The sequence below is a fragment of the Streptomyces sp. enrichment culture genome (assembly GCF_964273145.1).
Classification (GTDB): domain Bacteria; phylum Actinomycetota; class Actinomycetes; order Streptomycetales; family Streptomycetaceae; genus Streptomyces.
In genome coordinates, this window is sequence record NZ_OZ186873.1 from 1,022,486 (window position 1) to 1,047,640 (window position 25,155).

Genomic DNA, 25,155 nt, shown 5'->3' on the forward strand with positions numbered 1-25,155 from the left:
CCGGGGGCGGCCCGCGGGTCAGGCCGTCGCCGCGTACGTCCCCGCGCGCTTCTCCAGCACGACCATGGGGATGCCGTCCGCGCCCCGCGCGGTGCCGATCGCCTCGTAGCCGGCGCGGCGGTACAGGCGCAGACCGCCCTCGCCGCGGTGTCCCGTGCGAAGGCGGAAGTGCGTGGCGCCGTGCTCCTCGGCGAGGGCCGACTCGGCCGCCCTGAGCAGGCGCGCGCCGATGCCGTGCCCCTGGAGGCGGGGGTGGACGCAGAGCTTGCCGATGGACGCGGCGCCGTCCTCGGTCAACCGGCCGCGCACCGATCCGACCACCTCGTCGCCGAGCCGCGCCACGAAGACGCAGTCCCCGGCGACCTCCTCGCGGACGGAGTCCAGGGTCTGGACGAGCGGGTCGATGCGGTAGTTGCCGTACAGCGCCGCCTCGCTCTGGAAGCAGAGGTACTGCAGCCGGAAGATCTGTTCGGCATCCTGCCCGGTCGCCGCAGAGATGGTCACGCTCATGCCCATGTGCGCATGCCTCCCGCTCACCTGCTCGCCTGTCGTCCCCCACTCCTATCCCCGCCGTCAGCGGGCCGCAATCTCCGGGGTGAGCAGGCGCCGCAGACATCCCAGACATCTGGAGCGTTCCGGCCCGAGGCTGCCCTGTGAGATACCCAACTCCCCGGCGATCTCCCGGTATGTCAGGTCCTTCGGGGACAGCAGGGCCTCCACCAGCCGGGGGCAGCGGCCGGGCAGGCGGTGTACCGCCTCGCGCAGGGCCCGGTGACGGGCGGTGGCCAGGGCGAGCGCTTCGGGGCCGCGGGTGACGTCGTCGGCGGGTTCGCTCTCGTACGGCCGCTCGAGACGGGCGGTACGGCGGCTGCGGCGGGCCTCGGAGCGGACCGCGCTGCGCAGCCAGCCGTGGGGGTCGCGGGGCGGGCCGTCGGCCCTCAGGCGTTCCAGGAGGCGGAGCCAGACCGCCTGTTCCAGGTCGCCGGGTTCGGCCCCGGACGCATATGCCTCCGCGGAGGCCTCGGCGGTGAGCAGTGGGCGCAGAACGGCGACCAGGTCGTGCGTCATATGCGCTATGACCCGGCCGTCCGGGCGGGAGTTGCCCGGACGCCGGAAGGCCACCCGACCGGGGTCGTCGGGCTCAGCGGTTGACGAAGTCCTCGCGGGCCAGCAGCCCGGTGTCCGGCTGGTCGGTGAAGATGCCGTCGATGCCGGTGGCGAAGTAGGCCCGGTAGGCGCCGAAGACGTCGCCGTAGGCGTCGGCGCCGGTGCCCTTGCGGAAGTCCGCGGGCAGGAAGGGGTTCTCGTTGCGCAGGGTGTACGGGTGCACGATCAGGCCCGCCCGGTGGGCGTCGCGGACGAGGGTGGTCGGCTCCTTCAGACGGCCGGCGGAGTCACGCGGAATGACCAGGTCGAGGGTCGGGCCGATGCCCCGCGCGTAGGAGGCGATCTCCTTCAGGCCCTCGGGGGTGACGAGGTCGGCGACCGTGCGCGGATCGCCCGCCTCCGTGAAGTCCCACGGGCGGGTGTCGGCGCCGGACAGCAGCACGACCAGCGGGTTGCCGACGAGCTTGGCCAGGCGCCGGACACTGGTCGGCTCGAAGGACTGCAGGACGACCGGGGAGTTCCTCTCGTCCTTGCCGTGCCTGCGCAGGACGCGGGCGACCCGCTCCTCCAGGCCGAGGCCCAGGCCGCGGAAGTAGGTGGGGTGCTTGAGCTCGGGGTAGATCCAGACCTGCTTGCCGCGCCGCCGGGTCTGCTCGTCCTGCCAGCGGAGCACCTCCTCGAAGGTGGGGATCTCCCAGCGGCCGTCGTACAGGGTGTTGTGCGGGCGGTTGGCGGGGATGCGCTCGGTGGCGCGGAGCGTCTTGAGCTCGGCGAGGGTGAAGTCCTCGGTGAACCAGCCGGTGGTGACCACGCCGTCGAGCGTCTTGGTCCGTCTGCGGCCGGCGAACTCGGGGTGGTCCGCGACGTCCGTGGTGCCGCCGATCTCGGGTTCGTGGCGGCAGACGAGGTGGCCGTCCTTGGTGGGAACCAGGTCGCCGGCCTCGACGATGTCGGCGCCCATGTCCAGGGCCAGCTGGTAGGCGCCGAGGGTGTGCTCGGGCCGGTAGCCGCTGGCGCCCCGGTGCCCGATGACCGTCGGGACGGGCAGGCCCTTCAGGCCGCTGCCGCCGCGCCGGGCGCCGGCTGCTCCCGCCGCGCCGGGCAGGCCGAGGACGGCTCCGCCCGCGCCGAGCACGGCCGCGCCGAGGAGCGTCCGCCGCCCGGTCCCGCCCGCCCGCTCGTTCGACTCCTGCGTTCCCATGAGCGCCCTCCTGCCGTCGGCTCCTGTGGTGCGCGCCGATCGTAGGGGCGCGCATGTGACGGGCGGGAGACCCTCGGCGGAACGCCGGGATGACGGGGGGTGACGTGCGTGAGGCGATTTCTGACGGATCGTCGGCTTGTCGGCGGCGGAGCGGGGTACGCGGACGGCGACGAGGACGGCCACGACGGACACCGCGGGCTCACCCCCTGGGGACGCGACGTGCCTCACATCGTTCCGGCCGGGTTGCCGCCGCACGACGGCGCGGCCACGCAGGTGAACGCGCGTCAACAGTGTGTAAGACCTCGGTGAACCCGACGTGCGTTCCCCCATGGGCCGCGAGTAATGTCCTCACCTGCACAGACTCGCACCGCATTCCTCGACGCACCCAGACACCGCTCGACCACTCTCTTGACAACCGGAGGGCCCGTTGTCCCGCTTCGCGATCATCAAGGCAGTGCTCGGTCCGATCATGCGCCTGATGTTCCGCCCACAGGTGGAAGGCGCGGAGCACATCCCGGCCGACGGCCCGGTGATCCTGGCCGGCAACCACCTGACGTTCATCGACTCGGTCGTCCTGCCCCTGGTCACCAAGCGCCAGGTGGTCTTCATCGGCAAGGACGAGTACGTCACCGGCAAGGGCCTCAAGGGTCGGCTGATGGCGTGGTTCTTCACCGGCGTCGGCATGATCCCCGTGGACCGGGACGGCGCGAACGGCGGTGTGGCGGCGCTGATGACCGGACGCCGGGTGCTGGAGGAGGGCCGGGTGTTCGGCATCTACCCCGAGGGCACCCGCTCCCCCGACGGCCGCCTCTACCGCGGCCGTACGGGCATCGCCCGGCTCACCCTGATGACCGGCGCGCCCGTGGTGCCGTTCGCGATGATCGGCACCGACAAGCTCCAGCCCGGCGGCCGGGGCATCCCGCGGCCGGGCAAGGTCACGGTCCGCTTCGGCGAGGCGATGGAGTTCTCGCGGTACGAGGGCATGGACCGCGACCGGTACGTGCTGCGGGCGGTGACCGACTCCGTGATGACGGAGGTCATGCGGCTGTCGGGACAGGAGTACGTGGACATGTACGCCACGAAGGCGAAGAAGGCCGCGTAGCGCGTCGGCACCGGGCACACGGACGGCGGGCCGCCTCCCGGGCGGTCCGCCGTCGCCGTTTCCGGCGGCCGTCCTCGGGACCGGTCCGCGGTTCGCCCCCACCGCACCGGGCGCGCCCCGCGGGCCGGGCCGCCGGGCGCACCCTCCGCCGGCGCCCGCCTTCCGGGCCGGTCCCGGGCTCGCTCCCGCCGGGGCCCGCCCTCCGGGCCGACCCCCTCGGCCGCACCCCCGCCGGAATCCGCCGCGGCGGCGCGGGTCCCGGTGCGCGGGGCGGGAAGCCGGGGCGGGCCCGCGGCTACCCGTGCCCGGCGCCGTCCTCCAGCTTCTGTCCGCGCAGCAGGAACCAGGCCGCCACGGACGCCGCCAGCAGGACCACCGCGCCGGCGCCCGCCGCGAGGGAGAGGCCGTCGACGAAGGACTGCCGGGCCGCGTCCAGCATCGCCGACGCCGTGGGGGCGGGCAGGCGGGCGGCCGCCTCCACGGCACCGCCCAGCGACTCGTGTGCCGCGGCCGGGGTGCCCGCCGGGCCCGTGAAGTCCCGGTACACCCCGGTGACGATGGAGCCGAGCACGGCGATGCCGAGGGCCGCGCCGAGTTCGTACGCCGTCTCGGAGACCGCGGAGGCGGCGCCCGCCTGCTCCTTGGGCACGCCGGAGAGGATCACGTCGGCGGTCACGGTGAACGAGAACCCGGCGCCGGCGCCGACGACCAGCAGCGCCGCGCCGAGCAGCGGGTAGCCGGTGGACCGGTCGATGACGGTCAGCACGGCGAGCGCCGCGCCGACCGCGGCGAGTCCGCCGCAGACCACGGCCCGCACCGAGAAGCGCCGGGCCGCGCGGCCCGCGACCAGACCGGCCGCCACCGCGCCGACGGCGGCGGGCAGTTCGGCCAGCCCCGCTTCGAACGGCCGCCTGCCCTGCACGAGTTGCAGGTACTGGGAGAGGAAGAACACCAGGCCGGACAGGCCCAGGACGGTCAGCAGGTCGGCCAGTACGGCGCCGCTGAAGCCGCGGTTGCGGAACAGCCGCATGTCCAGCAGCGGGGCCGGCAGGGCGAGCTGACGGCGTACGAACCCGGCCAGCGCGGCGGTGCCCGGCACGCCCGCGGCGAGCGTGCCCCAGCCGAAGCCGTGCGCGGCGGTCTCCTTGACGGCGTAGACCACACCGACCATGCCGACCAGGGAGAGCACGACGCTGAGCGGATCCCACGGGCCGGGACCGGGGTCGCGGGACTCCGGCAGCAGCTTGATCCCGACCAGGACGAGGACGGCCATCACCGGCAGGTTGATCAGGAAGACCGAGCCCCACCAGAAGTGCTCCAGCAGGAAACCGCCGGCGATGGGCCCGACCGCCGTACCGGCGGAGGCGGTGGCGCCCCAGACGCCGACGGCGAGACTGCGCTCGCGGGGGTCGTGGAAGAGGTTGCGGATCAGGGCGAGGGTGGCGGGCATCAGGGTGGCGCCCGCGACGCCGAGCAGGGCCCGCGCCAGGATCATCAGCTCCGGCGTGGTCGCGTAGGCGTTCAGGACGGAGATCGCACCGAACGCCGTGGCGCCGACGAGCAGGATCCGCTTGCGGCCGGCGCGGTCGCCGAGGCTGCCCATGGAGACGAGCAGTCCGGCGATGACGAACGAGTAGATGTCGCCGATCCACAGGAGCTGGGTGCCGGAGGGCTTGAGGTCTTCACTGATGTAGGGGGTCGCGAGACCGAGGACGGTCGCGTCGACGGCCACCAGCAGCACGGCCGGCACGAGGACGGCGAGGGCGAGCCAGCGGCCCGGTCGCTCCACCTGTGCCGCGCGGGCCGGCTGCAGGGTGCCGGTCATGATTCCTCCCTCCGCGCCGCACCGCCGAGCAGCAGCTCGACGATCATGAAGGGGAAGTCCTTGGCGGCCACCCGGCCGTCCAGTACGGCCCAGGCGCCCGAGGCGATCAGGCCGTAGAGGGCCTCCGTGAGCCAGGCCGGGGTGAGGTCGATGCGGAACTCGCCGCCGCGCTGGCCCCGCCGGAACATCTCGGCCATGCGCGCGTCGAGCCGGGTCCAGCCCTCGTGCTGCGCGCCGCCCTCGAAGAGCTGGCTCTCGGTGTAGAGGAAGGCCAGCAGTCCGGCGACGGGCTCGATCTCGCGCACCAGCCGCCGCACGGCGTCGCCCGCGCCGCCCTCGTCCAGCCGGGCCCGGTCCAGCGCGGCCTCGCACTCGGCGATGCACAGCGCCTCCAGCGCGCGCACCAGCGCGTCACGTCCGGCGAAGTGGCGGTGCAGCGTGGCCCGGCTGATCCCGGCGGCCTTGGCGACCTCGTCCATGGTCGCGGTGGATTTGCGGGTCAGCAGGGCCGCGGCACTGCGCAGCACATGGTCACGGTCGACAGCCATGAGACAACCATAGACCATGTGAGACATTGATGCCTCATTGCAGGCATGCGTGCCTCATGTAGCTGGTCAGAGCGGGAACAGCGGACGCCGTCCGGACCCACGGACCGGCCCGGGTCGAACCGGGCGGGCCGGGTCAGTGCCAGGGCAACCGCCCGCGCCGCTGCCAGTACGCGCGGGGGTCCTCGGCCAGGTCCGCCAGCCGGGCGAGCCGGTCGTCGTCCAGGTCGACGGCGGCGGCGTGCAGGTTGGAGGCGAGCTGCGCGGTGGTCGCGGCGCCGGAGAGGACGACTCCGGCCCAGGGCTGCCGCAGGATCGCGGCGAGGGCGACGGCGTCGCAGCCCACGGCGGTCTCCTCGGCCACGGCCCTCAGGGCGGCCGGCGCGTCCGGTCCGGCGAGCCGCCCGTTGGCCATGCCCTCCTTGACGATCACCGTCAGCCCGGCGTCGTGCGCCTCGGCGAGCGCGGGACCGGCGGAGGTCTCCAGCACGTTGTACGTCGACTGGACGGTACGGAAGAGGGGCTCGCCGTCGACCGTCACGGCGAGCGCGGCGCGGATGGCGCCGGCCTGGTCCGGGCCGCTGGTGGAGAAGCCGACGGTGACGCCCTGGGCCGCGGCCTCGGCCAGGCGGGCGTGCAGCTCCTTGTCGGTGAGGGCGGGGCTGTCCGGGGTCACCGAGTGGATCTGGTAGAGGTCGAGCCGGTCGCCGAGCAGGGCGTCGGTCTCGGCGCGCTGGCGTGCATACGCGGCGACGCTGTGGTCCTTGATCTCGTGCCGCTCGGCTTCGGTGGACCAGCCGGCGGTGTAGGTGTAGCCCCACTTGCTGCCGATCACCATGTCGGTGGCCTCGGGGCGGGTGCGCAGCCACTCGGAGAGGAACTCCTCGGAGCGGCCGTAGGAGCGGGCGGCGTCGACGTACCGGACGCCCTGCGCGTAGGCGGCGTCGAGGAGGTCGTGGGTGCGCGTCCGCAGCGCCTCCACGCTGCGCTCGGCCGGGAGGTCGCGCTCGCGGCCGAGGTTGATGTAGCCGGGCCGGCCGACGGCGGCGAGTCCCAGGCCGAGGTGGCAGGTGGGGGTCGTCGCTGCGGTGAGGCGGGCGAAGGGCATCGCGGGCTCCGTTCGGTCGGCTGCTCCGTGCGGCTGGGACCAACGTAACCCGCGACGCCCTCAGGTCACTTCCGGGCGCCCGCCCATGCGTGCTGCGCCGCCACGTCGGCCTTGACCTCGGCGAGCTGGACGGCGACCGCGCCGGGCGCCGTACCGCCGCGCCCGCCGCGGGAGGCCAGGGCACCGGGGACGTTGAGGACGGAACGGACCTCGGGGGTGAGGTGGGCGGAGATCGCGGCGAACTGCTCGTCGGTGAGGTCGTCCAGCTCCTTGCCCTCGGCTTCGGCGACCTTCACGCACTCGCCGGCGACCTCGTGCGCGACCCGGAAGGGCACGCCCTGCTTGACCAGCCACTCGGCGATGTCCGTGGCGAGCGAGAACCCGGCCGGCGCCAGCTCCTCCATCCGCTCGCGGTGGACGGTGAGCGTGGCCATCATGCCGGTGAACGCCGGCAGCAGGACCTCCAGCTGGTCGATGGAGTCGAAGACCGGCTCCTTGTCCTCCTGCAGGTCGCGGTTGTAGGCGAGCGGCAGCGCCTTCAGCGTCGCCATCAGGCCGGTCAGGTTGCCGATGAGGCGGCCGGACTTGCCGCGCGCCAGCTCGGCGATGTCCGGGTTCTTCTTCTGCGGCATGATCGACGAGCCGGTGGAGAAGGCGTCGTGCAGGGTCACGAAGGAGAACTCCTTCGTGTTCCAGATGATGACCTCCTCGGCGATCCGGGAGAGGTTCACGCCGATCATCGCGGTGACGAAGGCGAACTCGGCGGCGAAGTCGCGCGAGGCCGTGCCGTCGATGGAGTTTCCGGCGCTGCCGCGCTCGAAGCCGAGGTCCGCGGCGACCGCCTCCGGGTCCAGGCCGAGGGAGGAACCGGCCAGCGCGCCCGAGCCGTACGGCGACACGGCCGTGCGCTCGTCCCACTGGCGCAGCCGCTCGGCGTCCCGGGACAGGGCCTGGACGTGGGCGAGGACGTGGTGGGCGAACAGCACCGGCTGGGCGTGCTGGAGGTGGGTGCGGCCCGGCATGGCCACGTCCGGGTGGGCCTCGGCGAGTCCGATCAGCGCGTCCTGCAGGTCGGCGATCAGGCCGCCGATGATCCGGGCGTGGTCGCGCAGGTACATGCGGAAGAGGGTGGCCACCTGGTCGTTGCGGGACCGGCCCGCGCGGAGCTTGCCGCCGAGGTCGGGGCCGAGCCGCTCCAGGAGACCGCGCTCCAGCGCGGTGTGGACGTCCTCGTCGGCCACCGTCCCGACGAAGTCGCCGGAGGCCACGTCCGCTTCCAGCCGGTCCAGCCCGGCGATCATCCGGTTCAGCTCGTCCTCGGTGAGGAGACCCGCCTTGTGCAGCACGCACGCGTGCGCGCGGGAGCCGGCGATGTCGTAGGGGGCCAGCCGCCAGTCGAAGTGGACGGAGGCGGACAGCTTCGCCAGGGCCTCGGCGGGTCCGTCGGCGAAACGGCCGCCCCAGAGCCGTACGTCACCGCTGTTGCTGCTCACTTGCGTTGCTCCTCGGGAGGGTCTGCGGGAGGTCTGGATGTGCCGCCGCCTCCCCACCCGTGAGTGATCCGTGAGTGAGGAGGCGGCGGCAGGCTCGTGCGTGTGAGGGACGGCCGGGCGCCTACGCCAGGTCCCGCTTGGCGGCGATCTTCGCCGACAGGCTGTAGATGTCGATGAAGCCCTTGGCCGCGGCCTGGTCGAAGGTGTCGCCGGTGTCGTAGGTGGCGAGGTTGAAGTCGTACAGCGACGACTGCGAGCGCCGGCCGGTGACCACCGCGCGACCGCCGTGCAGGGTCATCCGGATGTCACCGGAGACGTGCTGGTTGGCCTCGTTGACGAAGCCGTCCAGGGCGCGCTTGAGCGGGGAGAACCACAGGCCGTCGTAGACCAGCTCGCTCCAGCGCTGCTCGACCTGGCGCTTGTAGCGGGCCAGTTCGCGCTCGACGGTGACGTTCTCCAGCTCCTGGTGGGCGGTGATCAGGGCGATCGCGCCCGGCGCCTCGTACACCTCGCGGGACTTGATGCCGACGAGGCGGTCCTCCACCATGTCGATCCGGCCCACGCCCTGGGCGCCGGCGCGCTCGTTGAGCTGCTGGATGGCCTGGAGCACGGTGACGGGCTTGCCATCGATGGCGACCGGGACACCCTGTTCGAAGGTGATGACCACCTCGTCGGCCTCGCGCGGGAGGGCCGGGTTCTGGGTGTAGTCGTAGATGTCCTCGATCGGCGCGTTCCAGATGTCCTCCAGGAAGCCGGTCTCGATGGCCCGGCCGAAGACGTTCTGGTCGATGGAGTACGGGGACTTCTTGGTGGTCGCGATCGGCAGGCCCTTCTCCTCGCAGAAGGCGATGGCCTTGTCGCGGGTCATGGCGTAGTCGCGGACCGGGGCGATGCACTTCAGGTCGGGGGCGAGGGCGACGATGCCGGCCTCGAAGCGGACCTGGTCGTTGCCCTTGCCGGTGCAGCCGTGGGCGACCGTGGTGGCGCCGTGCTTCTGGGCGGCGGCGACCAGGTGCTTGACGATCACCGGGCGGGACAGGGCGGAGACCAGCGGGTAGCGGTCCATGTACAGGGCGTTGGCCTTGATCGCCGGGAGGCAGTACTCGTCGGCGAACTCGTCCCTGGCGTCCGCGACCTCGGCCTCGACGGCGCCGCAGGCGAGCGCGCGCTTGCGGATGACGTCCAGGTCCTCGCCGCCCTGGCCGACGTCGACCGCAACGGCGATGACCTCGGCGCCCGTCTCCTCGGCGATCCAGCCGATGGCGACGGAGGTGTCCAGACCGCCGGAGTAGGCGAGTACGACGCGCTCGGTCACGGGGTTCTCCTCACAGTGCATTCGCTGATATGCATGAGTATGCAGGAGTCCGCATGATTCGTCAATCCGTCCCGCCAGGACCCGCCGGACCGGAAGCGGACGGGGAAATTCCTTAGACATGCGAAATAAAAGGGCCCATCATGGCGGCCATGGGAAAGACCTACGACCGCATCGACGGTCGGCTCCGCGCCTTCATCGAGTCCCAGCCGCTCTTTTTCACCGCCACGGCGCCCCTGGGCGCCGACGGCACGGTCAACCTCTCCCCCAAAGGGCTCAAGGGTTCCTTCGTGGTGCTCGACGACCGCACGGTGGCCTACCTCGACTTCGCCGGCTCCACCGCCGAGACCATCGCCCACCTGCGGGAGAACGGCCGGATCACCTTGATGTGGTGCGCGTTCCAGGGCCCGCCGAACATCGTCCGCGTGCACGGCCGCGGCGAGGCGGTCCTCAGGGACGACCCGCGCTTCGGGGAACTGCTCGCCCGCTTCCCGGACATCGACCCCGCCCCGCACGGCCTGCGCGCGATCGTCGTCGTGACGGCCGGGCTGATCCGCGACTCCTGCGGGTACGCGGTCCCCCTCATGACGTACGAGGACGACCGCGACCTGCACGGCAGGCGCTTCGCCCGCGAGGACGACGCCTCGCTCAGCGCCTACTTCGCCAAGAAGGAGCACATAGCGACCAGCCTGGACGGACTTCCCGGGCTGCCGTTGCCGCTGCCCCCGTCTACGGTCTGACCCATGCGCCCCGCACGCCCCGGCGTCGCCGTCGTCGCCCTCCTCGTTTCCGCGTCCCTCCTCGCGCTCGGTGCCGCACCCGCCGGCGGGCCGCCGGCGGGGCCCTTGCCGGAGCGGATGGCCGACACCGGCGGCGGCCGTCAGCTGATCACCGCCGTCGCCCCGCGGACCGGTTCGACGACGGGCACGGTCACCTGGTGGGACCGCCGGGGCGGGCGGTGGGTGAGGGCCGGTTCCGCGCCCGCCCGCTTCGGGGCGAAGGGGCTGGTGGAGGGCGCCGCACGCCGGCAGGGCACGAACACCACGCCCACCGGGCTGTACGGCCTGCCCTACGCCTTCGGCACCGAGCCGGCGCCGCGCGGCACGGAGTACCCCTACCGCCCGGTGCGGCGGGACTCCTGGTGGTGCCAGGACAACGGCTCCCGCTCCTACAACCGCTGGACCGAGCCCCGCCCGGCCGACTGCGCCGCCGCCGAGGCCGAGCACCTCGTCACGTACGGCGCGCGGTACGCGCACGCGCTCGTCGTCGGCTTCAACTACGACCGTCCGGTGCGCGGGCGCGGCGCGGGCATCTTCCTGCACGTGAACGGGCGGGGCGCGACGGCGGGGTGCGTGTCGGTGCCGGCGGGGGCGATGCGCCGGATCCTGGCCTGGGCGGACCCGGCGGCCCGGCCGCACCTCGCCGTCGGCACGTCGGGCGGGGCGACGGCGATCACGCGGTACTGAGGCGGGGGGGGCGGCGCGCGGGAGGGTCAGCCGCCGTTCTGCGCCAGCCGCAGCAGATGGTCCGCCAGCGCCTGGCCCCCGTCCGGGTTCCGGCTGATCAGCAGCAGCGTGTCGTCGCCGGCGATCGTCCCGAGGATGTCGTGCAGTTCCGCCTGGTCGATGGCCGAGGCCAGGAACTGCGCCGCCCCCGGCGGGGTGCGCAGGACCACGAGGTTCGCGGACGCCTCCGCGGAGATCAGCAGTTCCTGGGAGAGCCGCCGCATCCGCTCCTCCTTGGCCGACTCCCCCAGCGGTGCGCGCGGGGTGCGGAAGCCGCCCTCGCTCGGGACCGCGTAGATGAGGTCGCCGTCGGTGTTGCGGATCTTCACCGCGTTCAGCTCGTCCAGGTCCCGGGAGAGCGTCGCCTGCGTGACGCTCAGCCCGTCGTCGGCGAGCAGTTTCGCCAACTGGCTCTGGGAGCGCACCGGCTGCCGGTTGAGGATGTCCACGATCCGGCGGTGGCGTGCGGTGCGGGTCTGCGGCACGGCAGGCCCGGGGTGCTGTCCGTGGTCCTGCGCCTGGCTCATCGTCGTCTCATTCTCCGGATCGTCCGTCCCCGTGGGCTTCGTCCAGGATGCCGGGGAGCGCCCCGAGGAAGGCGCCCACCGCATCGTCGCCGAGGTTCAGCGGCGGCATCAGCCGTACGACATCGGGTGCGGGCGCGTTCACGAGGATCCCGGCGTCCTGGGCCGCCTGCTGCACCTGCGGCGCGAGCGGCTCGGTGAGCACGATACCCAGGAGCAGGCCGGCGCCCCGGACGTGGGCGACCAGGGGGTGGCCCAGCGCCTCGATCCCGCCGCGCAGCTTCTCGCCCTGCCGCTTGACGTTGTCCAGCAGCCCTTCGCGGGCGATGGTGTCGAGGACGGCGAGGCCTGCGGCGCAGGCGACCGGGTTGCCGCCGAAGGTGGTGCCGTGCTGGCCCGGCCCGAGCAGCTCGGCGGCGCGGCCGAAGGCGACGGTGGCGCCGAGCGGAAGTCCGCCGCCCAGGCCCTTGGCGAGGGTGACGACGTCGGGCAGGACGCCCTCGTGGGCCTGGTACTCGAACCAGGTCCCGGTCCGTCCGATGCCGGTCTGCACCTCGTCCAGCACCAGCAGGGACCCGGTGGCGGCGGTGATGGCGCGGACCGCCTTGAGGTAGCCGGGGGGCGGGACGACGACGCCGTTCTCGCCCTGGACGGGCTCGATGACGACGAGGGCCGTCTCCTCGGTGACCGCGGCGGCCAGCGCCTGGGCGTCGCCGTAGGGCACGTGGGTGACGTCGCCGGGCAGCGGCAGGAAGGGCTCCTGCTTGGCGGGCTGGCCGGTGAGCGCGAGGGCGCCCATGGTGCGGCCGTGGAAGCCGCCGTGGGTGGCGACCATGTGGGTCCGCCCGGTCAGCCGGCCGATCTTGAAGGCGCCCTCGTTGGCCTCGGCGCCGGAGTTGCAGAAGAACACCTTGCCGCCGCGGCCGAAGAGCTGGAGCAGCCGTTCGGCGAGGGCGACGGGCGGTTCGGCGACGAAGAGGTTGGAGACGTGGCCGAGGGAGGCGATCTGCCGGCTGACGGCTTCCACGACCGCCGGGTGGGCGTGGCCGAGGGCGTTGACCGCGATGCCGCCGACGAAGTCGAGGTACTCCTTGCCGTCGGCGTCCCACAGCCGCACGCCCTCGCCGCGGACGAGGGGCAGCCGCGGGGTGCCGTAGTTGTTCATGAGCGCGTTCTGCCACCGCGCGGTCAGTTCCCGGTTGCTCACGACTCCCCCTGAGCGCTCTGATCGCTGTCGTCGGGCACGACCATGGTGCCGATGCCCTCGTCGGTGAAGATCTCCAGCAGGATCGAGTGCTGGACCCGGCCGTCGATGACGCGGGCGGTGTGCACGCCGTTGCGTACGGCGTGCAGGCAGCCCTCCATCTTCGGGACCATGCCGCTGGACAGCTCCGGCAGGAGTTTCTCCAGCTGGGACGCGGTGAGGCGGCTGATCACCTCGTCGGAGTCCGGCCAGTCCTCGTAGAGGCCCTCGACGTCGGTGAGGACCATGAGGGTCTCGGCGCCCAGTGCCGCAGCGAGTGCCGCAGCCGCCGTATCAGCATTGACGTTGTAGACATGGTGGTCGTCCTGGGAGCGGGCGATCGAGGAGACGACCGGGATGCGGCCGTCGGCCAGCAGCGCCTCGATCGCGCCGGTGTCGATCTCGGTGATTTCGCCGACCCGCCCGATGTCGACGTGCTCGCCGTCGATCTCGGGCCGGTGCTTGACGGCGGTCATGGTGTGCGCGTCCTCGCCGGTGAGGCCGACGGCGAGGGGGCCGTGCCGGTTGAGCAGCCCGACCAGCTCCCGCTGCACCTGCCCGGCCAGCACCATCCGTACGACGTCCATGGCGTCCTCGGTGGTGACGCGCAGGCCCGCCTTGAACTCGCTGACGATGCCGTGCCTGTCGAGCGCGGCGCTGATCTGGGGGCCGCCGCCGTGCACGACGACCGGTCTGAGGCCCGCGTGATGCAGGAAGACGACGTCCTGGGCGAAGGCGGCCTTCAGGTCCTCGTCCACCATGGCGTTGCCGCCGAACTTGATGACGACGGTCTTGCCGCGGTGGCGGGTCAGCCAGGGCAGCGCCTCGATGAGGATGCGGGCCTTGGGGAGCGCGGTGTGCTTGCGCGTCGTTCCGTTGCTCATGAGGAGTAGGCGCTGTTCTCGTGGACGTAGTCGGCGGTGAGGTCGTTGGTCCAGATGGTGGCGGTCTCGGTGCCGGCGGCGAGGTCGGCGACGATGTGGACCTCGCGGTAGCGCATGTCGACCTTGTCGCGGTCCTCGCCGACGGAGCCGTTCTTGCAGACCCAGACGCCGTTGATGGCGACGTTGAGCCGGTCCGGCTCGAAGGCGGCCTTCGTGGTGCCGATCGCGGAGAGGACGCGGCCCCAGTTGGGGTCCTCGCCGTGGATGGCGCACTTGAGGAGGTTGTTGCGGGCGATGGAGCGGCCCACCTCCACCGCGTCCTCCTCGGTCGCGGCGCCCACCACCTCGACCCTGATGTCCTTGCTGGCGCCCTCGGCGTCGCCGATGAGCTGCCGGCCCAGGTCCTCGCAGACGGCCCGCACGGCCTCGGCGAACCCGGCGTACTCGGGGGTGGTCCCGGAGGCGCCGGAGGCCAGCAGCAGCACGGTGTCGTTGGTGGACATGCAGCCGTCGGAGTCGAGGCGGTCGAAGGTGACCCTGGTGGCGGCGCGCAGCGCCTTGTCGAGGGTGGCGCTGTCGAGGTCGGCGTCGGTGGTGAGGACGACCAGCATGGTGGCCAGGCCCGGCGCGAGCATGCCGGCGCCCTTGGCCATGCCGCCGACGGTCCAGCCGTCCCCGGTCACCACGGACGTCTTGTGGACGGTGTCGGTGGTCTTGATGGCGATGGCGGCCTTCTCGCCGCCGTGCTCGGACAGCCGGGCGGCGGCGGTCTCGACGCCAGGCAGCAGCTTGTCCATCGGCAGCGGGACGCCGATGAGGCCGGTGGAGCAGACGGCGACCTCACCGGCGCCGCAGCCGAGCACCTCGGCGGCCTTCTCGGCGGTGGCGTGGGTGTCCTGGAAGCCCTTCGGGCCGGTGCAGGCGTTGGCGCCGCCGGAGTTGAGGACGACGGCCGCGAGCTGCCCGCCCTTGAGCACCTGCTCGGACCACAGGACGGGCGCGGCCTTGACGCGGTTGGAGGTGAAGACGCCCGCGGCGGCGCGGCGCGGCCCGTCGTTGACCACGAGGGCCAGGTCCGGGTTGCCGTTCTCCTTGATCCCGGCGGCGATGCCCGCCGCCCGGAACCCCTGTGCTGCCGTGACGCTCACGGTGCGACTCCGATCGTGGAAAGTCCGAGCTCCTCGGGGAGGCCGAGGGCGATGTTCATGCTCTGGACGGCACCACCCGCGGTGCCCTTGGTCAGGTTGTCGATGGCGCTGACGGCGATGATGCGGCCCGCGGCCGCGTCGTGGGCGACCTGCACCTGAACGGCGTTGGAACCGTACACGGACGCGGTGGCCGGCCACTGCCCCTCGGGGAGCAGGTGGACGAAGGGCTCGTCGGCGAAGGCCTTCTCGTACGCGGCGCGCACGGAGTCCGCGGTGACGCCGTCGCGCGCCTTGGCGCTGCACGTGGCGAGGATGCCGCGGGGCATCGGCGCGAGGGTCGGCGTGAACGACACGGAGACGGGCTCGCCGGCCGCCGCGGAGAGGTTCTGGACCATCTCCGGGGTGTGCCGGTGGGTGCCGCCGACGCCGTACGGCGACATCGAGCCCATGACCTCGCTGCCCAGCAGGTGGGGTTTGGGCGCCTTGCCCGCGCCGGAGGTGCCGGACGCGGCGACGATCACCGCCTCGGCCTCGGCCAGGCCCGCCGCGTAGGCCGGGAAGAGGGCGAGGGAGACGGCGGTCGGGTAGCAGCCGGGCACCGCGATGCGCTTGGACCCCTCCAGCGCGGCGCGGCCGCCCGGCAGTTCGGGAAGGCCGTAGGGCCAGGTGCCGGCGTGCGGGGAGCCGTAGAACTTCTCCCAGTCGGCCGCGTCCTTCAGCCGGAAGTCGGCTCCCATGTCGACGACCAGCACGTCCGGGCCGAGCTGCTCGGCGACGGCGGCGGACCGGCCGTGCGGCAGCGCCAGGAAGACGACGTCGTGTCCGGCGAGGGCCTCGGGGGTGGTCGGCTCCAGTACCCGTCCGGCCAGCGGCGGCAGGTGCGGCTGGAGCGCGCCCAGCCGCTGCCCCGCGTTGGAGTTGCCGGTCAGGGCCCCGATCTCGACCTCGGGGTGGGCCAGGAGCAGGCGCAGCAGCTCTCCGCCCGCGTATCCGCTCGCTCCGGCCACTGCCGCTCGTACCACCATGGAAACCCTCCTCCTGGATGGCATGACTATACGTTTCGTTGCACGTTTATGCAATACCGTGGAGGGTCGTCCGTCCCGGTGCGGCGATCCGCAGCCGGTCCTTCCGATCGATCGCCGGTCCGCCGGTCCGCCGGCCCGCCGCCTCCCGGCGGACCGGCGGACCGGCGGACCGGCGAGATCCTGGCCGGCGTCGCCCTCGCTCTCCGCTCGAGGGCGGCGCACGGCCGGTTTCAGACGACCAGAACCCGGCGCCCGCGCGCGTGACCGGCCCGGCTGTCGATGTGCGCCGCCGCGGCCTCGGCGAGCGCGTACGACTTCTCGACCGGGATGTGGAGCTTTCCCCTCGAGATGAGGTCGACGGCCTCGGCGAGCGCCTCCGGCACGCTCCCGGCCGTGCCGGAGAATCGGACACCGGACTCCGGCGCGTCGAGATCGGCAATGGAGATCACCTTCCGCGCATCTCCGGTCAGTTCGACGAGCTCGCGGATCACGCCCGAGCCGGCCAGGTCGAGGGCCGCGTCGACATGACCGAGGTCCCGCACCCGCTCGACCCAGCCCTCGCCGTACGTCGTTGCGGCGGCACCCAAGCTCCGCAGGTAGTCCTGGTTCGCGGCCCCGGCCGTGCCGATCACCGTGATGCCGCGGTCACGGGCGATCTGCAGCACCGCCGATCCGACTCCCCCGGACGCACCGCTGACCAGCAGAGTCTGCCCGGGCCGCACACCGGCCTCGCGGATGACGCGCAGCGCGGTCTCCACCACGGAGGGATACCCGGCCGCCTCTTCGAAGGTCAGCCCCTCGGGCATGCGGGCCCAGGCCGACAACACGGCGAACTCGGCATACGTGCTCGCACCTTCGCCGAACACGTGGTCGCCGACCCTGACCCCTTCGACGCCCTCGCCGACCTCGTCCACCACCCCGGAGGCGTCCAGCCCGACTCCGGAGGGCAACTCGACCGGGTGGGCCCCCAGGACCTGGCCCTCGCGGATCCTCCAGTCGACGGGGTTCACGCCCGCCGCCCGCACGGCGATGCGTATCCGGCCGGGGCCCGCATGGGGCTCCTCGGCGTCTACGAGCTGCAGGACGTCCGGACCGCCGAACCTGGCGAAGCTCACCTTCTTCATGCGGCGACCGTAACACTAACGGGTAGCTTTTTGAATCGGTTATGAATTTGCACCTGATAGCGTGAAGGCATGACCATGCCGACCGGACGCCGTGAGCGCAAGAAGGCCGTGACCCGTCAGAGGATCGCTGACGCCGCCCTGCGGCTCTTCCTGGAACGCGGGTACGACGCGGTGGGCATCCGTGACGTGGCTGCCGAGGCCGACGTGGCCGTCACCACGCTCTTCTCCCACTTCGCCTCGAAAGAGGCCCTGGTCTTCGAGCAGGACGAGGACTTCGAGCAACGCCTCACGCGGGCGGTCGCCGACCGGGCGCCGCACGAGCCGCTCATCCCCGCGCTGCGCCGCGAGATCCAGGCCCTGGTGCGCCACTGCACGGCGGACAGCGCCGCCCCGATCCGGCGCATGATCGACGCATCACCCGCCCTGCGGAAGTACGAGGAGTCGATGAGACTGCGCCACGCGGAGTCCCTGGCAACGGCCGTCGCCGCCGACCTCGACCTGTCACGGACCACAACGGCCTGCCGGGCGATCGCGAGGTTCGTGATCGACGCCTATTCGCTGGCCCGTGAGGCGGCCGATCCGAAGGCCGCGGTGGACGAGATCTTCCGGATGATCGAAGCGGCCTGGGAGGTCACCTCCCCCTCCGCTGACTCCACCGGCACGGCCGGACCGTAATCAGTACCCGACTCCGCCCGGCGCCGTTTCGCCGGACCCCGGCGGCAGAGCGGATCAGCGCGCGAACCGACCCCGATCGTTCCCTACCGGCGCCCCCATGGCCGCACAGTCCTGCCGGCGGTCGGGCTGCGGCCGGACCCCATGAGCACAACCGGCCGAGGCCCTTTGGAGCCGCCCACCGCCCGTCACCGGGGCCGGCAACACTTCTTCGCAAGCCGCTGAGCACCGGCTGCTGGACGTTGCGCGGCCACCTGTCGGTCCTCGTCGCACCCGAAAGGCCCTCCCGGGCCTCAGCGGCGCATCGGCAGCCGCACCAGGGCCGCCAGCTCGGCGTCGGTCGCGGGCCGCAGCGTCGACAGGACGTGCCGGGCCGCGGGCAGGTCGGCGCGGGTGCCCGGGAAGGACACGGTGTACACCAGGCCGTCCCGGCTCAGCCGCAGCTCCCGGCGCTCGTGATCGCCCCCGTAGGACACGAGCAGGCGGCCCCCGCCGTCGTCCGTGCAGCGGACCGGCTCCCCGTACGGGACGGGACAGCCGCGCGCGTCGGCGCGCCGGGTGTCGTGGCCCGCGCGCGCCACGCCCAGATGCAGGAGCGCGGTCGCCCCGTCCCGTTCCCGCGCCGGGCGGAGCGGGACGTAGTCGACGCCGAAGCCGTCCTCGCTCGCGCCCAGGACGCTCGGCGTGTGACCCGCCGGCGGGTCGCCGACCCGCAGCAGGGCACGGTCCACGTCATTGGCGGTGAGCCACGCGTCGAGGGTGGGCGGCCGTGCGGCGTCCCGGGCGGCGTACGCCCCCACGGCCGCGAGGGCGACCGCCGTCCCGAGGGCGGTCGCCCTGACGCGGGCGCCAGGGAGGAACATCGCGGCGGCCAGCGCGTAGCAGCCGCCCCCGGCCAGGAGGAACAGCGGCCAGGCGGCCGGGCGGCCGATCCCGAACCACACCATGACGACCCCGGACGCGCCGGTCGTACCGAGCGCGTGGACGCCCGCCGCCCAGGCCCACCGACCGCGCGGGCGCCGGGCGAGCGGCACGACCGCGCGGGCGGCGGCGCCGAGTGGCGCGAGCGCGGCCGCCGCCGGCAGGACCATGACGGCGAGGACCCCGGCGGCGGCGACCGGGTCCCCGCCGAAGAGGGTGGCGAGCACCGCCTGCGCCTGGACGGCGACCAGGACGCAGCCGGCCGCCCAGACGGCTCCCAGATGGCCGATGGCGATTCCCGCCCGCTGCGCCCGTGTCATGCCCGTGATCACGCCGGGTCGCCGGCCGCGGTTCCCCGTACGGTGGTCCGCCGGGACGACGGGAGCAGTCCCCTCCCCGGCCGGCCGGGGAGGGGACTGCGGTTACCGCCGCGGGATCCGCAGGAACGTGACCGAGTTCGCCGGGAAGGTGTACGTGAACCGGTCCGCCACCCCGGAGAAGGTGGAGGTCACCGGGGTGACCGGCGTGTCCGTCTCGGTGTTGACCGCGTCCTGGTCGGCGGCCAGCGTGGTGACCTTGGCCCGGGAGGCGGTCCGCGCGCCGCCGAGGTCGATCGCCGTACGGGCTGCCGCGTCCTGGGCGTTGACGACCTTGACGATCAGCTCACCGGTCCGCGCGTCGCGGGTGACGACCTGGCGGAACGGCTCGGCCGGCTTGTCGTCGGTGAAGCGGCCCCACTCCTGCCCGTCGAGGTAGAGGGTGACCTGGCGGCCCCGCACCTTGATGTCGATGTCGTAGGCGCGGCCCGTCTCGATCGACCCGGCCTTGGAGATCAGCGTCGACTTGCCGCCGTCCGAGGCCTGCTCGACGGCGGACTGGGTGTTGTTCCAGCCGCCGAGGTTCCACCAGTAGTAGTTGCCGGTGTCCTTGACGCCGAAGGCGACGAGGAAGCCCTCCTTGCCGGACCTCTTGGTGGCCTTCACGTGCAGGTCGTAGTCCTTCCAGGCCGGGTCGCCGGCGGTGACCAGGGTGTTCTCGGCGGCGGCGTCCGTCTGGACGTACCGGCCGTCCTGGACGCTCCAGCTGCCGCCGCCGACGTGCCTCCACTTCGAGGCGTCACCGGAGAAGTCGTCGCTCAGCAGCGTCGAGCCGTCCGCGGCGGTGACCTTCACGTCGTCGTAGGCGGCGCTGGTCGCCCACGTCGACAGGCCCACGGCGCCGCTGATGGGGCCGCTGACGTCCGGCGTGCCGGACGCCTTCGACGGGACGACCCGGTCGCCGGTGTTGTTCATGAACAGCTTCTGGACCTCGTAGTTGGCCGAGCCCCAGGATGCGCGGTTGTTGAACCAGATCATGTCGGGCCGCCACTGGACGTAGTCCTCGTTGGCGAGCAGCGGGGCGTAGGAGGCGAGCTTGACGACGTCCGCGTTGCGCTCCAGGCCGGTCATGAACGCGGCCTCGGCGAGGGCGTTCTTCCAGGCGTTGCCCTGGGAGGCGTACTCGCCGAGGAAGACCTTGGGGCCGTTGCGGTCGTAGGAGTCGTAGCGGTCGTTGTTCTGGAGGAACCACTGGGGGCTGTTGTAGTAGTGCTCGTCGACCATGTCGACCCCGCCCTCGCGGTTGAGCTTCCAGGCGGTGTCGAAGACCGTGCCGGAGTCGTCGGGGCCGGAGTTGGAGACGACGGTGATGTCCGGGTGCTTCGCCTCGATGGCGGCGCGGAACTTCTGGAAGCGGGCGAAGAACTCGTTCGGGAGGTTCTCCTCGTTGCCGACGCCGATGTGGGTGAGGTGGAAGGGCCTCGGGTGGCCCATCTCGGCGCGGACCTTGCCCCAGGTGGAGGTCGCCGGGCCGTTGGCGAACTCGATGAGGTCGAGGGTGTCCTGGATGTGCCGCTCCAGCAGCGCCTCGTCGTCGGTGGCGCGGTTCTGGCCGCAGCCGGTCACCAGGGCGGGGACGACGGGCAGCGGCATGGCGCCGATGTCCTCGGCGAAGCGGAAGTACTCGTAGTAGCCGAGGCCGTAGCTCTGGTTGTAGCCCCAGAAGTTGGCGTTGGTGGCGCGCTGCTCGACGGGGCCGATGGTGTCCTTCCACTGGTAGGCGCGCTTGCGCTGCCAGCCGGAGGCCTCGCTGTAGTCCTCCATGGAGCCGGTGTTGACCAGGCAGCCGCCGGGGAAGCGGAGGAAGCCCGGACGCAGGGCCTCGATCTTCTCGGCGAGGTCCTTGCGCAGGCCGTTGGGCTGGTTCTTGTAGGTGTCGCGGGGGAAGAGCGAGACCATGTCGAGGGCCGCGGCCTGCGTGGTGGCGACGGCGAGCCGGCCGCGGTTGCTGGTGCGGGTGGCGGTGAAGGTGGCCTCGTACCGGGCCCAGCCGCCCTTCACGGCCACCTGCCGGGCGGTGGCCAGGGCGCCGGCGGCGTCCTTGAGGGTGACGGCGAGGGTGGTGCCGCCCTCGGCGCGGGCCCACACCGAGAAGTCGTACTTCTTGCCCCGCTCGACGCGGATGCCGGTGTTGTAGCCGGAGTTGGTGACGGAGGAGCCGGCGCCGAGGGAGAGGTAGGTGCGGTTGCGCTCGTTGAGGCGGCCGGAGTCGCTGCGGGCCTCGGCCGTACCGGTGACCGTCCAGGACGTCAGCGGGGTGTAGGAGGCGTTGTCGGCGGGCGCGTACTCGAAGGACCGGTTCTGCACCAGCTCGGCGTACAGTCCGCCGTCGGCGGCCCGGTTGATGTCCTCGAAGAAGACGCCGTACATCGTGTCGTCGATCGCCGCGCCCGGGGCGGCCGGATCGACGGTGATCGTGTAGTCGGTGACGTCCTCGGCGTGCGCGGGGACGGGCAGCAGGGCCGTTGCCGTCAGGAGGGCGGTGACGCCGAGACCGAGTCTCCAGCGTGTGCGTGACATGGGTGCTCCGCGGCTCTAGGGAGGAGTTGTTCGATATATCAAACGTCGGTCAGCACTTCGAACGGCAAGATAGGGAGGGGGCGCACAGGCGTCAATGGGTCGCGCACCAACGGATGTGCGCGCGGGCGCGGGCGGGGGCGGAGGGAGAACGGAACGGGATGGACGGGAAGCGGGAGGCGAGGAGCGGACTCCGGCCGGTGCCGGACGTACTGGCGTACCTCGCCGGACGGTGGCGCACGACGCGGTCGGTGCGGGACCTGGCGAGCGGGGACGACGGCCGCTTCGAGGGCGTCACCGTGTTCTCCCCGCTGGCCGGCGGCGGTCTGCTCAGCCACGAGAGCGGCGGCTTCACCTGGCGGGGCGTGACCCGCCCCGCCGAGCGGACGCTGCGCTTCCTGCCGGGGTCCGCGCCGGGCACGGCGGACGTGCGCTTCGCGGACGGCCGCCCCTTCCACGATCTGGATCTGGCCACCGGGCACCATGTCGCGGAGCACCCGTGCGCGGCGGACCTCTACCGCGGCGAGTTCACCGTCCGGGACGCGGACCGGTGGCGGACGGTGTGGCGCGTGGGCGGGCCGGCCAAGGACCTGGTGCTCACCACCGACTACGCGCGGATGACCGGTCCGGTCACTCGAACACCAGGGCCATGAACTGGTCCGGCCGTTCCAGCGGGGCGAAACCGGCCTTCGCGTAGACGCCGTGCGCGTCGTGCGTGGCGAGCAGGACGCGCCGCACCCCGCAGGGCCGCAGGTGCTCGCGCACGGCCGCCGCCAGCGCCGTGCCGATCCCCTTGCCGCGCACCGAGGGGTCGACGTACACGTCGCACAGCCAGGCGAAGGTGGCCCGGTCGGTCACCACCCGGGCGTACGCCACCTGCTCCCCCGACGCCACGTCGTACACGCCGAAGTTGAGCGATCCCGCGATCGCCCGGTCCTGCCCGTCCCGGCTGCGGCCGAGCGCCCAGTACGCGTCGGTGGACAGCCACCGGTGCACGCGCCCGGCGTCGACGCGGTCGGGGTCGGTGGAGATCTCGTAGCCCTCGGGCAGGCCCGGCGTCTCGGTCATGGCCGGATCCTGGCAGCTCGGACGCCCCGTGTCGAACGGTTTCCCGGCCGCGGGAACACCTCGTCGCAGGCCGCGCGCAGCCGGCGCACCCCCTGGGCGATCTCCCCGGTGCCGGCCACCGCCGCGAAGCTCAGCCGGACGTGGCCCGCCGGGGGTTCGGCGCTGAAGTACGGGCGGCCCGCGGAGACCGCCACGCCCGCGCGCAGGGCCGCCGCCGCCAGGACGGACTCGTGGACCCCGTCGGGCAGGCGCAGCCACAGGTGGTAGCCGCCGGACGGGACGTGCGGCAGGGCGAGGCCGGGCAGGTGTGCGCGCAGCGCGGACGTCATCGCGTCCCGGCGGGCTCTCAGCTCCGCGGAGACGGCCCGCAGGTGGCGCGGCCAGGCGGGTGAGCCGACCAGTTCGAGCGCCGCCTCCTGCAGGGGCCGGGGCACGAAGAAGGTGTCGACGACCTGGATCGCGCGCAGCCGCTCCAGCACCGGCCCGCGCGCGGCCAGGGCGCCGACCCGGAAGCTGGGCGAGGTCGCCTTGGTCAGCGAGCAGACGTGGACGACCACGCCGTCGGGGTCGTCGGCGGCGAGCGGACGCGGCAGCGGTCCCGCGTCCTCGTGCACCAGCCGCCGTACGAAGTCGTCCTCGACGACGAAGGCGCCGGCCTCGCGCGCGATGCGCAGTACCTCGCCGCGCCGCTCGGGGGCGAGGACGGCGCCGGTCGGGTTCTGGAACAGCGGCTGGCAGACGAGGACGCGGGCACCGCTCGCCCGGAAGGCGTCGGCGAGCAGGTCCGGCTTCACCCCGTCCGCATCGACGGGGACCGGCACCGGGCGCAGTCCGGCGGCGCGGGCGATCGCCAGCATGCCGGGGTAGGTGGGCGACTCGACGAGGACGGGGGCGCCGGGCGGGGCCAGCGCGCGCAGCGCCGTGGTCAGCGCGGACTGACCGCCGGAGGTGACCAGGACCTCCGCGGCGGTGACGGCCGCGCCGATGTTGCGCGCGAACCACTCCCGCAGCTCCGCCAGTCCCTCCATGGGCGGACGGCCCCAGGCGCCGGGCCGTCGCCCCGCCCGGGACAGCGCCGCCGCCATCGCCCGCTCCGGTTGCAGCGAGGGGTGCAGATAGCCGCCGGTGAACTCGATGACGCCGGCGGACGGGACGGCCAGCGTGGCCATGACCCCGGAGGCGTCCACGGAGCGCGGGACGGGATCGGCGGTGGCGTCGGCGCTGAGGGCGACCTCCTGCCAAGAGGTGTCCCCGGCGGGCGCGGCGGGCCGGCGGGGCCGTGCGCGAAACGCCCCGGCGCCGGGCCGGGTCACCACCAGCCCCTCGGCGGCCAGCTGCGCGAGGGCCCGCGAGACGGTCACGGGGCTCACCCGGAACCGTTCGACGAGAGCACGGCTCGACGGGAGCTTTTCACCGGGTGAGTAGCGGTTCACTTCCCTCCGCAGCCGTTCCGCCAGTTCGTCGACGCTGCTACGCTCTTGCATGAGAGCACAGAGTAGCGCTACTGCCACTTCACCGGTAGCGGTCGGCGGCGGGCCGACCGATACCGAACCGGTCGGCGGCGAGCCCGTCCGCCCCGGCTTCGGCACCCTCCAGGCAGCTCTGGGCGTCACCGCCTTCTCCCTCACCTTCCCCGCCACCGCCTGGGGACTGGAGGGCTTCGGGCCCTGGTCCCTCGTGGCCGTGCGCAGCGTCCTGGCGGCGCTGATCGCCGGAGCCTGCCTGCTCTTCCTGCGCGTCCCGCCGCCCGGCCGCCGCCACTGGGCGGGCCTCGCCGTCGTCGGCGCGGGCGTGGTCCTCGGCTTCCCGCTGCTGACCACGCTCGCCCTGCGGACGTCGACCACCGCGCACGCCGCCGTCGTCGTCGGCCTGCTCCCCCTGACCACCGCCCTGCTGTCCGCCCTGCGCGTCGGCACCCGTCCCTCGCGCACCTTCTGGATCGCGGCGCTGGCCGGGGCCGCCGCGGTGGTCGCCTTCACCGTGCAGCAGAGCGGAGGTGCGCTGACCGCCGCCGACGCCTACCTCTTCGCGGCGCTGCTGGTGTGCGCGGCCGGCTACACCGAGGGCGGCCGGCTGGCCCGGGTCATGCCGGGCTGGCAGGTCATCGGCTGGGCACTGGTGCTGTGCCTGCCGCTCACCGCGCCGGTGACCGCGCTGGCCCTCGCGTACGAACCCGTGCGCCTGACCGCGCACAGTGTCACCGGTGTGCTGTGGCTGGCGGCCGGCTCGCAGTTCGTCGGCCTCGTCGTCTGGTACCGGGGCATGGCGGCCATCGGCATCCCCAAGGCCAGCCAGTTGCAGCTGGCCCAGCCGCTGCTCACACTGGTGTGGTCGGTGCTGCTCCTGGGCGAGCACCTGACGGTGGCCGCCCCGCTGACGGCCGCGGCGGTGCTCGTGTGCATCGCCGTCACACAGCGGGCGCGGGGCTGAACGGCGCCTGCGCGCGGGCGCGCG

At 73.1% G+C, this 25,155-nt stretch carries 24 protein-coding genes; 6 read left to right on the forward strand and 18 right to left on the reverse strand.

Annotated features, from left to right (window positions below; genetic code table 11):
- Positions 1-18: 18 nt before the first annotated feature.
- From ACSU6Z_RS04675 to ACSU6Z_RS04685, 3 genes are all read right to left on the reverse strand, one after another.
- Positions 19-516, reverse strand: coding sequence for a GNAT family N-acetyltransferase (locus ACSU6Z_RS04675; RefSeq protein ID WP_437043129.1), 498 nt, complete (start codon positions 514-516; stop codon positions 19-21).
- Between the two features lie 57 nt (positions 517-573).
- Positions 574-1,068, reverse strand: coding sequence for an RNA polymerase sigma factor (locus ACSU6Z_RS04680; RefSeq protein WP_437043131.1), 495 nt, complete (start codon positions 1,066-1,068; stop codon positions 574-576).
- A 73-nt stretch (positions 1,069-1,141) separates the two neighbouring features.
- Entirely contained in the window at positions 1,142-2,308 is a 1,167-nt protein-coding gene (locus ACSU6Z_RS04685; RefSeq protein ID WP_437043133.1) for a glycerophosphodiester phosphodiesterase, read from the reverse strand.
- Between the two features lie 427 nt (positions 2,309-2,735).
- Here ACSU6Z_RS04685 and ACSU6Z_RS04690 point away from each other — a divergent pair, with 427 nt between their 5' ends.
- Positions 2,736-3,410 carry a lysophospholipid acyltransferase family protein gene (locus ACSU6Z_RS04690; RefSeq protein WP_437043135.1) on the forward strand — a complete coding sequence of 225 codons (675 nt, stop codon included), beginning with the start codon at positions 2,736-2,738 and terminating at the stop codon, positions 3,408-3,410.
- Positions 3,411-3,705: 295 nt separating this feature from the next.
- On the opposite strand, the gene ACSU6Z_RS04695 is transcribed toward ACSU6Z_RS04690, so the two are convergent.
- The 5 genes from ACSU6Z_RS04695 to ACSU6Z_RS04715 all read right to left on the reverse strand — a co-directional run bounded on the left by ACSU6Z_RS04695 (position 3,706) and on the right by ACSU6Z_RS04715 (position 9,696).
- Positions 3,706-5,235, reverse strand: coding sequence for an MFS transporter (locus ACSU6Z_RS04695; RefSeq protein WP_437043137.1), 1,530 nt, complete (start codon positions 5,233-5,235; stop codon positions 3,706-3,708).
- Positions 5,232-5,783, reverse strand: coding sequence for a TetR/AcrR family transcriptional regulator (locus ACSU6Z_RS04700; RefSeq protein ID WP_437043139.1), 552 nt, complete (start codon positions 5,781-5,783; stop codon positions 5,232-5,234). Before ACSU6Z_RS04700 ends, ACSU6Z_RS04695 begins: the two co-directional genes overlap by 4 nt.
- 133 nt (positions 5,784-5,916) lie before the next feature.
- The gene (locus ACSU6Z_RS04705) at positions 5,917-6,888 is read right to left on the reverse strand and encodes an aldo/keto reductase (protein WP_437043141.1); all 972 of its coding nucleotides are present in this window, start codon (positions 6,886-6,888) and stop codon (positions 5,917-5,919) included.
- Positions 6,889-6,953: 65 nt separating this feature from the next.
- Complete coding sequence (argH, locus tag ACSU6Z_RS04710; RefSeq protein WP_437043143.1) at positions 6,954-8,381, reverse strand: argininosuccinate lyase; 1,428 nt, start codon at positions 8,379-8,381, stop codon at positions 6,954-6,956.
- 121 nt (positions 8,382-8,502) lie between these two features.
- Positions 8,503-9,696 (reverse strand): argininosuccinate synthase, encoded by a 1,194-nt coding sequence (locus tag ACSU6Z_RS04715; RefSeq protein WP_437021152.1) that lies wholly within the window; start codon positions 9,694-9,696, stop codon positions 8,503-8,505.
- Between the two features lie 149 nt (positions 9,697-9,845).
- On the opposite strand from ACSU6Z_RS04715, the gene ACSU6Z_RS04720 reads away from it, so the two are divergent.
- Positions 9,846-10,433, forward strand: a complete 588-nt coding sequence (locus tag ACSU6Z_RS04720; protein ID WP_437043146.1) for a pyridoxamine 5'-phosphate oxidase family protein — start codon at positions 9,846-9,848, stop codon at positions 10,431-10,433.
- A gap of 3 nt (positions 10,434-10,436) precedes the next feature.
- Positions 10,437-11,159, forward strand: coding sequence for a L,D-transpeptidase family protein (locus ACSU6Z_RS04725; protein WP_437043147.1), 723 nt, complete (start codon positions 10,437-10,439; stop codon positions 11,157-11,159).
- Between the two features lie 26 nt (positions 11,160-11,185).
- Here the strand turns inward: ACSU6Z_RS04725 and ACSU6Z_RS04730 are convergent, their stop codons facing one another.
- The 6 genes from ACSU6Z_RS04730 to ACSU6Z_RS04755 all read right to left on the reverse strand — a co-directional run bounded on the left by ACSU6Z_RS04730 (position 11,186) and on the right by ACSU6Z_RS04755 (position 17,146).
- Entirely contained in the window at positions 11,186-11,725 is a 540-nt protein-coding gene (locus tag ACSU6Z_RS04730) for an arginine repressor (protein WP_044380253.1), read from the reverse strand.
- Between the two features lie 7 nt (positions 11,726-11,732).
- Positions 11,733-12,929 carry an acetylornithine transaminase gene (locus ACSU6Z_RS04735; protein ID WP_437043150.1) on the reverse strand — a complete coding sequence of 399 codons (1,197 nt, stop codon included), beginning with the start codon at positions 12,927-12,929 and terminating at the stop codon, positions 11,733-11,735.
- Positions 12,926-13,849 carry an acetylglutamate kinase gene (argB, locus tag ACSU6Z_RS04740; RefSeq protein WP_437043152.1) on the reverse strand — a complete coding sequence of 308 codons (924 nt, stop codon included), beginning with the start codon at positions 13,847-13,849 and terminating at the stop codon, positions 12,926-12,928. The genes ACSU6Z_RS04735 and argB overlap by 4 nt, the downstream gene beginning before the upstream one ends.
- Positions 13,846-14,997: a bifunctional glutamate N-acetyltransferase/amino-acid acetyltransferase ArgJ gene (gene argJ / locus ACSU6Z_RS04745; protein ID WP_437043154.1), complete on the reverse strand. Its 1,152-nt coding sequence runs from the start codon at positions 14,995-14,997 to the stop codon at positions 13,846-13,848. Before argJ ends, argB begins: the two co-directional genes overlap by 4 nt.
- The gene (gene argC, locus ACSU6Z_RS04750; protein WP_437043156.1) at positions 14,994-16,022 is read right to left on the reverse strand and encodes an N-acetyl-gamma-glutamyl-phosphate reductase; all 1,029 of its coding nucleotides are present in this window, start codon (positions 16,020-16,022) and stop codon (positions 14,994-14,996) included. The genes argJ and argC overlap by 4 nt, the downstream gene beginning before the upstream one ends.
- 230 nt (positions 16,023-16,252) lie before the next feature.
- Positions 16,253-17,146, reverse strand: a complete 894-nt coding sequence (locus ACSU6Z_RS04755) for an NADP-dependent oxidoreductase (RefSeq protein WP_437043158.1) — start codon at positions 17,144-17,146, stop codon at positions 16,253-16,255.
- Positions 17,147-17,215: 69 nt separating this feature from the next.
- On the opposite strand from ACSU6Z_RS04755, the gene ACSU6Z_RS04760 reads away from it, so the two are divergent.
- Positions 17,216-17,821, forward strand: a complete 606-nt coding sequence (locus ACSU6Z_RS04760; RefSeq protein WP_437043160.1) for a TetR/AcrR family transcriptional regulator — start codon at positions 17,216-17,218, stop codon at positions 17,819-17,821.
- A 290-nt stretch (positions 17,822-18,111) separates the two neighbouring features.
- On the opposite strand, the gene ACSU6Z_RS04765 is transcribed toward ACSU6Z_RS04760, so the two are convergent.
- Both ACSU6Z_RS04765 and ACSU6Z_RS04770 read right to left on the reverse strand, forming a co-directional pair.
- Positions 18,112-19,059 (reverse strand): hypothetical protein, encoded by a 948-nt coding sequence (locus ACSU6Z_RS04765; RefSeq protein ID WP_437043162.1) that lies wholly within the window; start codon positions 19,057-19,059, stop codon positions 18,112-18,114.
- Between the two features lie 102 nt (positions 19,060-19,161).
- On the reverse strand, positions 19,162-21,636 hold the full coding sequence (locus ACSU6Z_RS04770) for an alpha-L-arabinofuranosidase C-terminal domain-containing protein (RefSeq protein WP_437043164.1): 2,475 nt from the start codon (positions 21,634-21,636) through the stop codon (positions 19,162-19,164).
- Between the two features lie 158 nt (positions 21,637-21,794).
- Between ACSU6Z_RS04770 and ACSU6Z_RS04775 the strand changes: the two genes are divergently transcribed.
- A complete protein-coding gene (locus ACSU6Z_RS04775) occupies positions 21,795-22,286 on the forward strand; it encodes a DUF6314 family protein (RefSeq protein ID WP_437043166.1) in 492 nt (163 codons plus the stop codon).
- Here the strand turns inward: ACSU6Z_RS04775 and ACSU6Z_RS04780 are convergent.
- Together ACSU6Z_RS04780 and ACSU6Z_RS04785 are read right to left on the reverse strand one after the other, a co-directional pair.
- A complete protein-coding gene (locus ACSU6Z_RS04780) occupies positions 22,264-22,701 on the reverse strand; it encodes a GNAT family N-acetyltransferase (protein WP_437043168.1) in 438 nt (145 codons plus the stop codon). The genes ACSU6Z_RS04775 and ACSU6Z_RS04780 overlap by 23 nt on opposite strands.
- Entirely contained in the window at positions 22,698-24,185 is a 1,488-nt protein-coding gene (locus ACSU6Z_RS04785; RefSeq protein ID WP_437043171.1) for a PLP-dependent aminotransferase family protein, read from the reverse strand. The genes ACSU6Z_RS04780 and ACSU6Z_RS04785 overlap by 4 nt, the downstream gene beginning before the upstream one ends.
- Between ACSU6Z_RS04785 and ACSU6Z_RS04790 the strand changes: the two genes are divergently transcribed.
- Positions 24,184-25,131, forward strand: a complete 948-nt coding sequence (locus tag ACSU6Z_RS04790) for a DMT family transporter (RefSeq protein WP_437043173.1) — start codon at positions 24,184-24,186, stop codon at positions 25,129-25,131. The genes ACSU6Z_RS04785 and ACSU6Z_RS04790 overlap by 2 nt on opposite strands.
- The last annotated feature ends 24 nt before the right edge of the window (positions 25,132-25,155 follow it).

Bases quoted from the DNA above. Each gene is read 5' to 3' on its own strand.
- ACSU6Z_RS04675 (WP_437043129.1), bottom strand. From the start codon at position 516: ATGGGCATGAGCGTGACCATCTCTGCGGCGACCGGGCAGGATGCCGAA.
- ACSU6Z_RS04680 (WP_437043131.1), bottom strand. From the start codon at position 1,068: ATGACGCACGACCTGGTCGCCGTTCTGCGCCCACTGCTCACCGCCGAG.
- ACSU6Z_RS04685 (WP_437043133.1), bottom strand. From the start codon at position 2,308: ATGGGAACGCAGGAGTCGAACGAGCGGGCGGGCGGGACCGGGCGGCGG.
- ACSU6Z_RS04695 (WP_437043137.1), bottom strand. From the start codon at position 5,235: ATGACCGGCACCCTGCAGCCGGCCCGCGCGGCACAGGTGGAGCGACCG.
- ACSU6Z_RS04700 (WP_437043139.1), bottom strand. From the start codon at position 5,783: ATGGCTGTCGACCGTGACCATGTGCTGCGCAGTGCCGCGGCCCTGCTG.
- ACSU6Z_RS04705 (WP_437043141.1), bottom strand. From the start codon at position 6,888: ATGCCCTTCGCCCGCCTCACCGCAGCGACGACCCCCACCTGCCACCTC.
- ACSU6Z_RS04720 (WP_437043146.1), top strand. From the start codon at position 9,846: ATGGGAAAGACCTACGACCGCATCGACGGTCGGCTCCGCGCCTTCATC.
- ACSU6Z_RS04725 (WP_437043147.1), top strand. From the start codon at position 10,437: ATGCGCCCCGCACGCCCCGGCGTCGCCGTCGTCGCCCTCCTCGTTTCC.
- ACSU6Z_RS04730 (WP_044380253.1), bottom strand. From the start codon at position 11,725: ATGAGCCAGGCGCAGGACCACGGACAGCACCCCGGGCCTGCCGTGCCG.
- argB (WP_437043152.1), bottom strand. From the start codon at position 13,849: ATGAGCAACGGAACGACGCGCAAGCACACCGCGCTCCCCAAGGCCCGC.
- argC (WP_437043156.1), bottom strand. From the start codon at position 16,022: ATGGTGGTACGAGCGGCAGTGGCCGGAGCGAGCGGATACGCGGGCGGA.
- ACSU6Z_RS04755 (WP_437043158.1), bottom strand. From the start codon at position 17,146: ATGAAGAAGGTGAGCTTCGCCAGGTTCGGCGGTCCGGACGTCCTGCAG.
- ACSU6Z_RS04760 (WP_437043160.1), top strand. From the start codon at position 17,216: ATGACCATGCCGACCGGACGCCGTGAGCGCAAGAAGGCCGTGACCCGT.
- ACSU6Z_RS04765 (WP_437043162.1), bottom strand. From the start codon at position 19,059: ATGACACGGGCGCAGCGGGCGGGAATCGCCATCGGCCATCTGGGAGCC.
- ACSU6Z_RS04770 (WP_437043164.1), bottom strand. From the start codon at position 21,636: ATGTCACGCACACGCTGGAGACTCGGTCTCGGCGTCACCGCCCTCCTG.
- ACSU6Z_RS04775 (WP_437043166.1), top strand. From the start codon at position 21,795: ATGGACGGGAAGCGGGAGGCGAGGAGCGGACTCCGGCCGGTGCCGGAC.
- ACSU6Z_RS04780 (WP_437043168.1), bottom strand. From the start codon at position 22,701: ATGACCGAGACGCCGGGCCTGCCCGAGGGCTACGAGATCTCCACCGAC.
- ACSU6Z_RS04790 (WP_437043173.1), top strand. From the start codon at position 24,184: ATGAGAGCACAGAGTAGCGCTACTGCCACTTCACCGGTAGCGGTCGGC.
- ACSU6Z_RS04785 (WP_437043171.1), bottom strand. From the start codon at position 24,185: ATGCAAGAGCGTAGCAGCGTCGACGAACTGGCGGAACGGCTGCGGAGG.